Origin of the sequence: Paraburkholderia sp. DD10, from assembly GCF_049177125.1 — a bacterium.
Lineage (GTDB): Bacteria > Pseudomonadota > Gammaproteobacteria > Burkholderiales > Burkholderiaceae > Paraburkholderia > Paraburkholderia terricola.
Genome location: NZ_CP185393.1, coordinates 3,871,381 through 3,884,682, shown reverse-complemented (window position 1 = coordinate 3,884,682; position 13,302 = coordinate 3,871,381). Strand labels below are relative to the sequence as shown.

Sequence of the window (13,302 nt, the reverse complement as noted above, 5' to 3'; positions counted from 1 at the left end):
GCCATCCCCCCATGAGCACTACCGCCCTGCCCGCGCGCCGCGCCCCCGATAGCTTCGCGATCGTGCTGATGATCGGTTTGTGCGCGATCTGGGGACTCCAGCAAGTCGCGATCAAGAGCACCAACGCGGCGCTGCCGCCGCTCTTTCAGGCGGGCTTGCGCTCGGCGATCGCCGCCGTGCTGGTGTGGGGCTGGGCGCGTTCGCGCGGCACGCCGCTCTTTCGCGACGACGGCACGCTCGCCGCCGGCCTGTTCGCGGGCGTGCTGTTCGCCGGCGAATTCGTGTGCATTTTTCTCGGTCTGACGCTGACCAGCGCGTCGCGCATGGCGGTCTTTCTGTACACCGCGCCCTGCTTCACGGCGCTCGGCCTGCACTGGTTCGTCGACGGCGAGCGCATGCGGCGGATTCAGTGGGTCGGCATCTTCGCGGCGTTCGCGGGCATGACGCTGGCGTTCGCGGACGGCTTTCTGCACGGCCATCCGGCGCAGGGCTCGACGCTGCGAGGGGTCGCCGGCGACGCGCTCGGCGTGCTGGCCGGCGTCGCCTGGGCCGCGACCACGGTGGTCGTGCGCGCCACGCGTCTCGCGCAATCGAGCGCCAGCAAGACGCTGTTCTATCAACTGACGGTGTCGGCGGTGGTGCTGCTCGCGCTAGCGCTGGGACTCGGCCAGGCGCGCGTCGAAGCCGTCACGCCGCTGGCCGTGATGAGCCTCGCGTATCAGGCGGTGGTGGTCGCGTTCGTCAGCTATCTGGTGTGGTTCTGGTTGTTGACGCGGTATAGCGCATCGCGCCTGTCGGTGTTCTCGTTCCTGACGCCGCTGTTCGGCGTGACCTTCGGCGTGCTGTTGCTGGGCGAATCGTTCAGCCTGCGCTTTCTGATGGCGGCGATGCTGGTATTGACCGGCATTGCGCTCGTCAACGCGCCGGCAAAACGGGTTGCCGGTTAAGGGCTGAGGAGATTTTCAGGTGCGCCGGCAAGCGCATGGCGCGCCTCGTTCGAACGAACCTGTTTGTGACTGACAGACACGGCACGCGTCGACTCAAGCTTCGTCCGCGTCGCTCCCACCGGCTGCCGCGCCGCGCGACGGCAGCGCCTGAACCACCTGCGCCACGCGCACATATTCGGCAACCGGCACATCTTCCGCGCGACGCTGCAAATCGAAGCCGAGCGCGTCGAAGTCCACCGAATCGCGAAACGCGCCCAACGTGTTGCGCAGCATCTTGCGGCGCTGCGAGAACGCCGCCGTCACCACTTCGCCGAGCACGCGCTCGTTCACGGCCGGCAGTTCATGCAGTTCGTAGGGAATCATCCGCACGATCGCCGAGTCGACCTTGGGCGGCGGATTGAAGGCTTCGGGCGGCACGTCGAGCTGCTTGTCGATCACGTAACGGTATTGCAGCATCACCGAAAGACGGCCGAACGCCTTGGTGCCCGGCTCCGCCACCATCCGCTCGACGACTTCGTTCTGCAGCATGAAGTGCTGATCGATGACGCGCTGCGCGAACGCGGTCAGATGAAACAGCAGCGGGCTCGAAATGTTGTACGGCAGATTGCCGACGATGCGCAGCGACGCTTTATCTCCGGGCGCGGCCAGCGAGCCGAAGTCGAAGGCGAGCGCGTCGCCCGCATGCAGTTGCAGCAGGTCGCCGAATTTCGTCTTGAGACGCCCGATCAGATCGCGGTCGAGTTCGACGGCGTGCAACGGCGACTCGGGCGTCGCTAGACGTTCGATCAGCGGTTCGGTGAGCGCGCCGAGACCCGGGCCAATCTCGACCATGCGTTCGCCGCGCCGCGGCCGGATGACGTCGACGATCGAATCGATCACGCCCATGTCGACCAGGAAGTTCTGACCGAAACGCTTGCGTGCGATATGACCTTGGTGCCGGCCCTGTTGCTGTCTGCTGGTGGACATCGAAGAAACGCTAAGAAAGAGAACTGCTTGAGAAAAAGAGCACGCTCGACGCATGCCGAGCCCGCAACGACGGGCCGCGCGCAGCAAGCCGCCGAATCAGCCCGCGCGGCGGTGCTGCGCCATCGACACCGCCGTATCGATCGCGGCGATCAGGCTGCCCGCGTCGGCGCGACCGGTGCCGGCCAGATCGAGCGCGGTGCCGTGATCGACCGAGGTGCGGATGATCGGCAAGCCGAGCGTGATGTTGATGCCTTCGCCGAAAGTCGCGTATTTCAGCACCGGCAGGCCTTGATCGTGGAACATCGCGAGCACGCAGTCGGCCTCGTCCAGGTAACGCGGCTGGAACAGCGTGTCGGCCGGATAGGGCCCGCGCGCGTCGATGCCCTGGTCATTCACGAGCTTCAGCGCCGGCGCGATGACGTCGATTTCCTCGCGGCCGAGATAACCGTTTTCACCCGCGTGCGGGTTCAACCCCGTCACGAGAATGCGCGGCGCGGGCAAGCCGAAATGGTGGCGCAAGTCGTGATCGACGATGCGCAAGGTCTCGACGATGCCCTCGACCGACAGCGCGGCGGAGACGTCCTTGAGCGGCAGATGCGTGGTAGCCAGCGCGACGCGCAGCGGACGCTTGCCGGTGCCGGCCAGCATCATCACCACGCGCGGCGTGTGGGCGCGTTCGGCCAGATATTCGGTGTGGCCGGTGAACGGCACGCCGGCGTCGTTGATGGTGCTTTTTTGCAGCGGCGCGGTGACGATCGCGTCGAAGGTGCCGGCCATCGCGCCGTCGATCGCGCTATCGAGCAGATCGAGCACGTAGCGGCCATTGGCCGCGTTCAGCTTGCCCGCCTGCGAAGGTGCGCCGAGCGGCCGGTGCTGCACCTGCACGCGCTTGCCGTGCGCCAACAACGCGGCCCAGTCGACGCCGACCGCGCGCGCGCGGTCGGCGAGCAAAGCCGCATCGCCCAGCACGGTGAACTCCGCGCCGGGCCAATGGGTTGCCGCGCCGGCCAGCGCCTGCGCCGTCAGCTCGGGGCCGACGCCCGCGGGCTCGCCGGTCGTGATGGCGATCTGCAACGGAAGGCTGGCGGACGGCGCGGCGCTTGTCATGATGCTTATGGCAAAGCCGAGAGGTTCGGCTTCACTTCCACGTAGGCGGTGTCGCGCAATTCGCGCAGCCAGTCGGCGTAGGCCTGTTCCGCCTTGCGCTGGCCGATTGCCTGACGCGCCAGGTCCATCTGCTGCGCAGCCGAGCCTTCCGATTCGCGGCGGCCCAGCACCTGAATCAGATGGTAGCCGTATTCGCTGCGGACCGGGTCGCTGATCTGGCCGTCCTGCAGGCTGTTCATCGCGCGCTCGAAGTCCGGCACCGTCTCGCCGGGGCTGATCCAGCCGAGGTCGCCGCCTTGCGACGACGAACCGTCTTGCGAGTAGGTGTGCGCGAACTTGGCGAAGTCGCCGCCCGCGGCGATCTGGTTCTTGATCTCGAGCAGCTTCTGACGCGCTTGCGGCTCCGACATGCCGTCGCCGACGCGCAGCAGAATGTGGCGCACGTGCGTTTGCACGAGCTTGACGGCATCCGCCGAGCCGGCGCCTTGACCCGCGCGGCGCTCGACGAGGCGCACGATTTCGAAACCGTCGTTGGTGCGGATCAGATCGGCATTGACCTGACCGGGGCGCAGCGCGGAGGCCGCCTTGACGAACTCAGGCGGCAGCTTGGAAGGCGACACGAAACCGGTATCGCCGCCCTTCGACGCATCGGGCGCCTGCGAATTCGACTTCGCCAGCTTTTCGAAGTTGGCGCCGCCCTTGGCTTCGGCGAGCAGCGCCTGGGCCTTTTTCTGCGCCGCCTCGATGTCGGTTTCCGACGCGTTGAGCGGCGCCTTCAGGAAAATGTGCTGCATATGCAGGTCGCTCGTCAGGCCGGCGTTCGGGCCACGCTGACTGGCGATGTAGTTCGCGACCTCGGCGTCCGAGACCGTGACCTTGCTGTCCACTTCCTTCTCACGCAGACGCGAGAGCGTGAGCTCGGTGCGCGCGTCGCTGGTGAAGGTGGTCCAGGGCACGCCTTGCGCCTCGATGCGCGCGCGATAGGTGTCGAGCGTGAGGTTGTTCGCCTGGGCGAGCCGCTCGAGCGTTTTTTGCACGGTGGCGTCGTCGATGTTGATGCCGTCTTCTTTCGCTTTTTGCAGTTGGATGCGTTCGAGCACCATCTGGTTGAGCACCTGCTGGCGCAGCTGGTCCGTCGGCGGAAGGGGCGCGTTCTGCTGATTCAGCCGGCGCGTGATCAGGCTCGTGCGCTCGTCGAGTTCGCGCCGCGTGATGACACCGTTGTTGACCACTGCGGCGATGGTGTCGACCGTCTGACCGCGACCGCCGTTCAGCGCCTGCGCCTGCACCGGCGCAACCGACAGGAAAGACGCCGCGGCGGCAAGACCGGCCGCGAGTGTTGCCAAGCGAAGCTTTTTCATGATTGCCACAGATACTCCAATGATGTCGGGCGCGCCTGGCCCGTCTTTTCGCATTCTATAAACGACCGCTGTCGGACCAGCGTCATTCGTAATTGGTGAAGCGCGCTTCCGGCGGCGGCGGCGGCGGCAACGGCGTGTAACCCGCCACGCTGTTGCGGAAAGCGGTCATCAGCCCGTTGTCGACGGTCGACAAGCCCTTGAACGTCAACTGCGCGAGAAACCGCGTGCTCGACTGATGCTGCGACGACGTGTTCAGACCGTTCGCATAACGCTGAATCCCGGCGCCGAGCGTCCAGCAGTCGGCGTCGTATTGCAGCCCGACCAGGCCGTCGACGATCCGATGCCCGCCGAGGTCGTAATTGAAACGGCCCACGCCGTACACCCGGTGCGACAGCGGCCATTGCCCCGAAATCAGCACCTGGTTGATCGGCTGGTTGTCCAGCGTGGTGTTCGCGCGCGTGTAGCGATACGCGACGTTGATCACCCTGTTGGTGCCCGGACTGAACCCGAAGCCGATGCTCGTCTTCACCAACTGGTTGTTGTCGGCATTATATTGGAACGCGGTTTCCGAAGCGAAACCGGCGCCGAGCTTGATCGACGCCCCCGCGATCAGGTCCGAATGCGTGGCCTGCGTGCTGGTCTGATTCGGCAGCAGCGTGACCCGCTGGTCCTGGAAATAGTACTGCTGCGCGAGCACGAAGCGCGCGCGTTCGTCGCCGGTGGCCGGATTGATGAAGCGCGTGGTGATGGCCGCGGTCAGACGGTTCGCGTCCGCGATCCGGTCGTTGCCGACGAAGGTGTTCGGCGTGAAAATCTCCGCCAGCCCGAAGTCGGAATCGGCCGTGTCGAACAGCGGCGCCGACGCCTGGTTGCGATACGGCGTGTACACGTAGTACAGCCGCGGCTCGAGCGTCTGAATGTAATCCTGGCCGAAGAGGCGCACCGAACGGTCGAAAATCAGCCCCGTGTCGAAGGTGAGCGTGGGGATCGATTCGTTGAAGTTCTTCGGCGTGCCAGCCGGCACGTCGTTCGAAATGTTGTTCAGGTTGTACGACGCGAAGTGCCATTGCACCTTCGGCGTGACGAAGTAGCCCGGCCCGACCACCGAATACGAGAGGTACGGGTTGAACATCACCCGCTGACCTTGCGTCATGTCCTGGGTGGTGATGCGGAAATTCGTGTAGTCGGCTTCCGCGCCGAAGTCGAAGCCGCCGACGTTGTACTTCGCGTACTTCACGTTCAACTGCGGCTCGCGGCCATACGGCGCGATGGACGGCGTCAGCGTCTGCCAGTGCTGTTCGCGCGCGAGCACCGACCACGGACCGTTGTTGTACGTCAACCCGGCTTCCTGTTGATACAGGAGCTGGGTGCCGTTCATGAACTGATTGACCGACGACGACAGGTCTTCCGGATACGTGTTGTCCGAGACCTTGTTGTAGTAGATGTAGCCGCCGAACCCGTTGCCGAAGTTCTGGTTGTGCTGAATGTACAGCGCGTAGCGGTTGGTCCGCGTGAGCCGGTCGTTGGGCAGGAATTCGCCGGTGATCGAGCCCGCGTAGGTGGGCGACAGATAACGGAACGTGGACTGCACCTGCACGCCGCGCTTCGAGATCACACGCGGCGTGATCGTCAGATCGCGATTGGGCGCGATATTGAAGTAATACGGCACCGACAGTTCGAAGCCGTTCGACGAACTCAGCGAGAAGGTGGGCGGCAAGATGCCGCTGCGCCGCGCGCCCGAAAGCGGGAACGACAGCCACGGCGACGCGAATACCGGCAAGCCCTGGAAGAACAGCACGCTGTTATAGGCGACGCCTTCGTCCGCGCCGGTGTCGAAATCGAATTCGCTGCCCTTGATGTACCAGGCGGGATCGTCCGCGCACGCGCAGGCGGTGTAGGTGCCCTTCGTAAATACCGAGCGCTCGTTGTCGAGCAGATCGACGCGCTCCGCGCTGCCCGAGCCGCCCGTGATGTTGAAGCGGTACTTCGGCGCGGACATGTAGCCTTCGCTCGAATCCACACGCAGATGCGCTTCCGGTCCGGCGAACGAGTTGCCGTTGTTGATCACGCGAACCTGGCCGTATGCGTCGGCCATGTCGGTGTCCTGGTCGTAATGCAGCGCGTCGGCCTTGATCACCGCGGTATTGCGGCGCACTTCGGCCGAGCCCTTGGCGGCCATGTCCTGGTCCGTCGTGCCGCTGGTGCTGTCGCCAAGCACGAACGTGGCCGGCTTCTGGCCAGCCGGCAACGGGTGTTCTTCGAGCTGCGGGGCGAGCCGCATGCCCCAAGGTGCGTCGATCGATTGCGGCTGCGCGGCTTCCCCAACCAACTGGGCGTGCGCAAGCGCGGGCATCAGGCCCGGAACGGCGATCAACGCCGCGACGAGCCGCCTTTTGCGTGGCACTAAGGCACAAGAGGGAATCGTATGGGAAAGCTGTCTAGGCGGCATGTATCGTTTGGCGAATCGGCCCGTCCGTCAGCTTTCGTAGTCACGATCCACCGCCTGCGCACCACGACCGTGACAGTCGGCTGCACATCAAATTTACAATCGGTCGAACGGTGAGGCGGGCGGCAAAGCGGAATACGCGAAAAGCTGGCGTGAGTCGCGTCAAAAAAGTCGTGGGGTATTATATGGCAAGACGTTGCCCCCCTGAATTTGCCGCCGGTTTTCATGACGCTGCCCCCTTCCAAAGACTTCACAGATACCCGCCTCGAACTGCTCAAGGCCTGGCTGCACGGCCATGCGGCGCGCTATGCGCTCGTGCTGGAGACGCTTGCCCCGGCCTCGTCCGACGCCAGTTTTCGCCGCTATTTCCGGCTCGCCGGTAAGGCGGCGGAAGGCGACGACATCGGCACGCTGATCGCCGTCGATGCGCCTCCCCCCGAAAAGTGCCGCGAGTTCGCGCAGATCGCGCAGTTGCTCGATGCGGCCGGCGTGCATGTGCCGCGCGTGCTGGAGCTCGATCTGGAGGCCGGGTTCATGCTCGTCACCGATCTGGGCACCGACTCTTATCTGAGCGCGCTGACCGGCGCGCAAGACGATGCGCGCGACGCGCAAGACACCAACGCGCCGCGCCGCGCCCGCACGCTGATGCGCGACGCCCTCGACGCGCTGATCCGCTGGCAGCTCACGTCGCGTGAAAACGTGCTGCCGCCATTCGACGAAGCCTTCCTGCGCCGCGAGATGGAGTTGATGCCGGAATGGTTCATCGCCCGGCACCTGGGTCGCGAGGTCGACGAAAAAACCCGCGGGCTGCTCGATCGCACCTTCGCGCTGCTGATCGCGAGCGCGCGGGCGCAGCCGCAAGTGTTCATGCTGCGCGATTTCATGCCGCGCAATCTGATGATCGCGGAACCCAATCCGGGCGTGCTCGACTTCCAGGACGCGGTGTACGGTCCGATCACCTACGACGTGGCCTCGCTGCTGCGCGACGCGTTTCTCAGTTGGGACGAAGAGTTCGAACTGGATTGCTTCGTGTACTACTGGGAGCGCGCGAAAAAAGCCGGCCTGCCGGTCGACCCCGACTTCGGCGAGTTCTACCGCCAGCTCGAATGGATGGGCCTGCAACGGCACATCAAGGTGCTGGGCCTGTTCTGCCGGATCAACTATCGCGACAGCAAGCCGCATTACATGAAAGATCTGCCGCGTTTCATCGGCTATGCGCGCAAGGTGGCTGAACGCTATGCGCCGCTGCGTCCGTTCGCGAAGCTGCTCGACGATCTCGAAGGCCGCGCGAATGAAGTGGGCTACACCTTCTGACCAATGACGATGCCCCTGAAGAAAGCGATGATTTTCGCCGCGGGCCGCGGCGAACGCATGCGTCCGTTGACCGACGCGTGCCCCAAGCCTTTACTCGAGGTGGGCGGCAAGCCGCTGATCGTGTGGCAGATCGAACGGCTCGCGAGCGCGGGCTTTCAAACCATCGTGATCAACCATGCGTGGCTCGGCGAGCGGATCGAAGCCGCGCTCGGCGACGGCTCGCGCTGGCATGTCCAGTTGCGCTATTCGGCCGAGCACGAAGCACTGGAAACGGCGGGCGGAATCGTGCAGGCCTTGCCGTTGCTCGAAGAGCGCGGCGCTAGCGAAGTATTCGTCGCGGTCAGCGGTGACGTATACGCCGATTACGATTACGCCGCGTTGAACGCACCGGCTGCCCGGCTCGCGGCAATGCCCGAGCCGGGCATGCATCTGGTGATGGTGCCGAACCCGGCGTTTCATCCGGCAGGCGACTTCGGTTTGATCGACGGCGCGCTCTCGATCGATGCACAGCCGCGCTTCACGTTCGGCAATATCGGGCTTTACGACACGCGCATGTTTCGCGATCTGCCGCGCGGCACGCGGCGCGCGCTCAGGCCGTACTACCGCGAGACGATCGCGCGCGGCCTCGCGAGGGGCGAGTTATTCGAAGGCTTGTGGGAAAACGTCGGCACGCCGGCGCAGTTGCACGCGTTGGATGAGCGTTTGAACGGGCGCTGAGAAATACTCGCTGAAAAGCGCCCACCGAGAAGCGCACACCGGAAAGCAGTAAATCAACGCCCGCCTTCGCCCGCGTCGATCGCGCCCACCGTTTCCGGCGTCTCCGCCGCGCGTTGCTGCTGCAACGCCCACATCTGCGCGAACAGGCCGTTCGCGCGCAGCAATTCGGCGTGCGTGCCGCGCTCGACGATCCGCCCTCTATCCATCACGATGATCTGCTGTGCGTGCACCACCGTCGACAGCCGGTGCGCGATGATCAGCGTCGTGCGCTCGCGGGCGATCTGGTCGAGTTCGTGCTGAATGGCGCGCTCCGAACGTGAATCGAGCGCGGAGGTCGCTTCGTCGAACAGCAGGATCGGCGGATTCTTGAGGATGGTCCGCGCAATCGCGACCCGCTGCTTCTCGCCGCCCGACAGTTTCAACCCGCGCTCGCCGACCGGCGTCTCATACCCTTTCGGCAAGCCTTCGATGAATTCGTGAATGTGCGCCGCGCGCGCCGCCGCGATCACTTCCTCGCGTGCCGCCGACGGGCGGCCATAAGCGATGTTGTAGTAGATCGAGTCGTTGAACAGCACGGTGTCCTGCGGCACGATGCCGATCGACGCGCGCAGCGAATCCTGCGTGACGTCGCGAATGTCCTGACCGTCGATGGTGATCGCGCCACCCGTCGCGCGGTCCAGATCGTAGAAGCGGAACATCAACCGTGCGAGCGTGGATTTGCCCGAGCCGCTATGACCGACCACCGCCGTGGTGGTGCCGGCGGGAATCGTGAAACTCACGTCGTGCAGAATCTGCCGCGCCGGCTCATACGCGAAGTTCACATGCTCGAAGCGCACTTGCGCGCCGCTCACCTTCAACGCCGGCGCGTCCGGCAGATCGGGCACTTCCCGCGCGGCGCCGAGCAGCGTGAACATGCGGTCCATGTCGGTGAGACTTTGCTTCAGTTCCCGATACACGACGCCGAGAAAATTCAGCGGAATATAGAGCTGCAACATGAACGTGTTGATCAGCACCAGATCGCCGAGCGTGAGGCGCCCGGCCATCACGCCCTCGGTCGCGCGCCACAGAATGAACACGAGCCCCGTGCCGATGATCGCCTGCTGACCGAAATTCAGCGCCGACAGCGAGCGCTGCGACTTGATCGCCGCCGTGCGGTAGCGCTTGAGGTTTTCGTCGTAGCGTTGCGCTTCCCACTCTTCGTTGCCGAAGTACTTCACGGTCTCGTAGTTGAGCAGCGAATCGATCGCGCGCGAGTTCGCCTTCGAATCGAGATCGTTCATCGTGCGGCGAAAATGCGTGCGCCATTCGGTGACCTTCACCGTGAAAACGATGTACACGGCGAGCGCGATGAACGTGACCACCGCGTAATACGCCTCGTATTTGACGACAAAAAACCCAAGCACGAGACCGACTTCGACGAGCGTCGGCAGAATGCTGTACAGCGAATACGAAATGAGTTGCGTGATGCCGCGCGTGCCACGCTCGATGTCGCGCGACATGCCGCCCGTCTGCCGTTCCAGATGGAACCGCAGCGACAGCGCATGCAAATGGCGGAACACCTTCAGCGCAAGTTGGCGCACCGCGCTTTCGGTCACTTTCGAAAACAGGATCTCGCGCAACTCGGTGAAGAGCGAGGTGGAGAGCCGCACCACCGCATACGCGACCACCAGCAAGCCGACGCCGCCCAGCAGCACGATACCCGGCGAATCCTGCGCGCGGCCGAGCGCGGTGAGATGCTGCACCGAGGCGAGATTGTCGACGATCCGCTTCATCACGATCGGCACGCCGAGGTTGGCGATCTTCGCGCCGATCAGGCAACTCAGCGCGAACGCGACGCGCCATTTGTAGGTGGCGAGATACGGCAGCAGCGACAGGATCGTCTGCCAGTCGTTGCGCGGCTGGGTGGAAATCGGCGAGGGTTCGGACGAGGGCGTGCGGCGCATGGGATCGGCTGGGGAGAGGGTGGAAGCGACGGAGTTCGCAGCGAACGGCGCGCGCGACGACACTTGAGTGACCCAGCGGACGCGGCCTCCCGGCCCGTCACACTGGTTTTTGTCGCGCGACCCGGCTGGGCGCTTTCCCGTACAATTCCTAGTCTTTCCATTGTCGCAGAAGCCGGCTGGCGCCGCTTTCCACGGGTTGTCCGGCCCATCGTTCACGTTGGCCGCGCGGTCGTGCCCCACGGCCGTGTCGTACCGTTGTCGTGAATCCCCGCCTGCCGGTCGAGCCGACCGAGCCACATACGTTTTCAAGGGTGTCCCGATGACCGATCTTCCGCAACTCCCGCAAAAGCCTTGCGCGCTGCGCGTCGTGCCGCAGCCGTCGGACGCGAATGTCCACGGCGACGTGTTCGGCGGCTGGATCATGGCTCAGGTGGACATAGCCGGCTCCATTCCGGCAAGCCGCCGCGCCAACGGGCGGGTCGCCACCATCGCGGTCAATTCGTTCGTGTTCAAGCAGCCGGTGTTCGTCGGCGATCTGCTGAGTTTTTACGCGGATATCGTCAAGACGGGCAACACGTCGGTGACGGTGTCGGTCGAGGTCTACGCGCAGCGTATGAGCCTGACGCAAGATGTCGTGAAGGTGACCGAGGCGACCCTGACCTACGTCGCCACCGACAGCGACCGCCGTCCGCGCGCGCTGCCGGTGCTGGACTGAGCGGCTCGCGCAAAGAGGCTCGCGCTGCACGAACCAGCGCGCGAAGCGCGAAGCTACTTCGCGGCAATCGACAAAGGCGAGCCGCTGTCACGCAAATAGGCGTCGACCTGCCCTTCGATCCACTGCGCGAAATGCGCCTGCCTGGCATCGAGGGTTTCGCGCTGCTGCCACACCAGCCAATACGGATACCGGTAGGGCACGCGAATCTCAGTGATCTGCACCAGTTCGCCGCGCGTCAGCGCATGCGCGACCAGGCTGCGCCGTTCGAGCGCCACGCCCTGCCCGAGCAGGACTGCACCGAGAACGATGTTCGAATCGTTCGACGACAGCACCACCGCTTCGGCGTCCGGCTCCGCCACCCCGGCCGCTTGACACCACGGCGCCCACGGCGCGTCGGGGCTTGAAATCAGCGGGCAGGCGATCACGTCCTCGGCGCTGACGGGAAAGCGGCCGTTCGGCGCGAGCGCGAAATGCGGCGCGGCAACCACCACCATCTCGTCGTCGAACAGTTTCTGTTGCGCGACGTCCGGCCAGTGCCCCTGGCCCATGCGAATGCCGACGTCGCTCACGCCCTGGCGCAAGTCCTCGATCTGCAAACTTGTCAGCAAACGGACCCGATAGTAAGGATGCGCATGGCGAAAGCTCGCGAGACGCGGCACGAGCCAATGTTGCGCGAACGACGGCAAGGTCGCGATCACCAGTTCGCTTTCGTGCGGACGCGCCTGCGCGCGGCGCGTGGCTTGCGTGATGTCGCGCAGCGCCGCGCGGATTTCGAGCGCGTAGAAACGTCCTTCCTCGGTGAGCCGCAGGCCGCGCGCCTCGCGCACGAACAGCGCGACCCCCATCGACTCTTCCAGCACCTTGATTTGCTGGCTCACGGCCGAATGCGTGACATGCAACTCGCGCGCGGCCTGAGTCACGCCGCCCAAGCGGGCGACGGCTTCGAAACAGCGAAGCGCGGTTAAAGGCGGGATGGGTTTCATGTAAGAAATTCTGACGTAAACCGTCGAATAATGTCGCTTTTTTTGGCGCGAAGAGATGCTTAAGCTATCGGTTCGATGCGCCACCGTCACCGCCACTGACCGGCTAGCCGCAGTGCCGCGAACCGAGGCGCGCAATGATAGATCCTCTAACGGGAAATGCGATGAAACTGATCGGAATGCTCGATTCGCCTTACGTGCGCCGCGTCGCGATCTGCCTCAAATTGCTGAAGCTCGACTTCGAGCACCAGTCGATCTCCGTGTTCAGCACCTACGACCAGTTCGCGAAAATCAACCCGGTCGTCAAGGCGCCCACGCTGATCGCCGACAACGGCCAGAGCGTGATGGATTCGACGGTGATTCTTCAGTACCTCGCGACGCTCGCCGGGCCGGAGCAACGGCTCTTCCCGTCGCGCCCGGACGCCTGCCTGCGCGCCGCCCGTCTCACGGGGCTCGCGCTTGCCGCGTGCGACAAGACCGTGCAGATCGTCTACGAACGCAATCTGCGCCCGGCGGATAAGCAGCATGAGCCTTGGATGGAGCGCGTGCGCTCGCAAATGCTCGCGGCCTACGGCGAACTCGAGCAGGAAGTGGCGGCGGCACCGCTGCCGATCGAGTCCGATCACTTCGGCGCGGCCGACGTCACGGTGGCCGTGGCCTGGCGTTTCACGCAGATGATGTTGCCGCAGATCGTCAGCGCAGCGGACCATCCGCGCTTGCAGGCGTTCGCCGCGCGCGCCGAGCAACTGCCGGAATTCGTGAGCACGCCCCCGGTGTGAGCGTGTCGCGGCGAGCGCTCGACCGCG

At 64.7% G+C, this 13,302-nt stretch carries 11 protein-coding genes; 5 read left to right on the top strand and 6 right to left on the bottom strand.

The window, feature by feature from the left end:
* Positions 1-11 precede the first annotated feature (11 nt).
* Positions 12-947, top strand: coding sequence for a DMT family transporter (locus ACOCG7_RS32955; RefSeq protein ID WP_114161883.1), 936 nt, complete (start codon positions 12-14; stop codon positions 945-947).
* Positions 948-1,040: 93 nt separating this feature from the next.
* Here ACOCG7_RS32955 and rsmA read toward each other — a convergent pair whose 3' ends face one another.
* The 4 genes from rsmA to ACOCG7_RS32935 all read right to left on the bottom strand — a co-directional run bounded on the left by rsmA (position 1,041) and on the right by ACOCG7_RS32935 (position 6,830).
* Positions 1,041-1,913: a 16S rRNA (adenine(1518)-N(6)/adenine(1519)-N(6))-dimethyltransferase RsmA gene (gene rsmA, locus ACOCG7_RS32950; RefSeq protein ID WP_114161882.1), complete on the bottom strand. Its 873-nt coding sequence runs from the start codon at positions 1,911-1,913 to the stop codon at positions 1,041-1,043.
* Positions 1,914-2,009: 96 nt separating this feature from the next.
* On the bottom strand, positions 2,010-3,020 hold the full coding sequence (gene pdxA, locus ACOCG7_RS32945; RefSeq protein WP_114161881.1) for a 4-hydroxythreonine-4-phosphate dehydrogenase PdxA: 1,011 nt from the start codon (positions 3,018-3,020) through the stop codon (positions 2,010-2,012).
* A 5-nt stretch (positions 3,021-3,025) separates the two neighbouring features.
* Positions 3,026-4,390, bottom strand: a complete 1,365-nt coding sequence (locus ACOCG7_RS32940) for a peptidylprolyl isomerase (RefSeq protein ID WP_114161880.1) — start codon at positions 4,388-4,390, stop codon at positions 3,026-3,028.
* 73 nt (positions 4,391-4,463) lie between these two features.
* Entirely contained in the window at positions 4,464-6,830 is a 2,367-nt protein-coding gene (locus ACOCG7_RS32935) for an LPS-assembly protein LptD (protein ID WP_083084614.1), read from the bottom strand.
* Between the two features lie 222 nt (positions 6,831-7,052).
* On the opposite strand from ACOCG7_RS32935, the gene ACOCG7_RS32930 reads away from it, so the two are divergent.
* Together ACOCG7_RS32930 and murU are read left to right on the top strand one after the other, a co-directional pair.
* Positions 7,053-8,141, top strand: a complete 1,089-nt coding sequence (locus ACOCG7_RS32930) for an aminoglycoside phosphotransferase family protein (protein ID WP_114161879.1) — start codon at positions 7,053-7,055, stop codon at positions 8,139-8,141.
* A 3-nt stretch (positions 8,142-8,144) separates the two neighbouring features.
* A complete protein-coding gene (gene murU / locus ACOCG7_RS32925; RefSeq protein ID WP_421378863.1) occupies positions 8,145-8,858 on the top strand; it encodes an N-acetylmuramate alpha-1-phosphate uridylyltransferase MurU in 714 nt (237 codons plus the stop codon).
* A 53-nt stretch (positions 8,859-8,911) separates the two neighbouring features.
* On the opposite strand, the gene ACOCG7_RS32920 is transcribed toward murU, so the two are convergent.
* On the bottom strand, positions 8,912-10,801 hold the full coding sequence (locus ACOCG7_RS32920) for an ABCB family ABC transporter ATP-binding protein/permease (protein ID WP_114161877.1): 1,890 nt from the start codon (positions 10,799-10,801) through the stop codon (positions 8,912-8,914).
* A gap of 319 nt (positions 10,802-11,120) precedes the next feature.
* Between ACOCG7_RS32920 and ACOCG7_RS32915 the strand changes: the two genes are divergently transcribed.
* Positions 11,121-11,516: an acyl-CoA thioesterase gene (locus tag ACOCG7_RS32915; RefSeq protein ID WP_073428267.1), complete on the top strand. Its 396-nt coding sequence runs from the start codon at positions 11,121-11,123 to the stop codon at positions 11,514-11,516.
* A 53-nt stretch (positions 11,517-11,569) separates the two neighbouring features.
* On the opposite strand, the gene ACOCG7_RS32910 is transcribed toward ACOCG7_RS32915, so the two are convergent.
* Complete coding sequence (locus ACOCG7_RS32910; RefSeq protein WP_114161876.1) at positions 11,570-12,499, bottom strand: LysR substrate-binding domain-containing protein; 930 nt, start codon at positions 12,497-12,499, stop codon at positions 11,570-11,572.
* 161 nt (positions 12,500-12,660) lie between these two features.
* Here ACOCG7_RS32910 and ACOCG7_RS32905 point away from each other — a divergent pair, with 161 nt between their 5' ends.
* Positions 12,661-13,275, top strand: coding sequence for a glutathione S-transferase N-terminal domain-containing protein (locus ACOCG7_RS32905; RefSeq protein WP_114161875.1), 615 nt, complete (start codon positions 12,661-12,663; stop codon positions 13,273-13,275).
* Positions 13,276-13,302 lie beyond the last annotated feature (27 nt).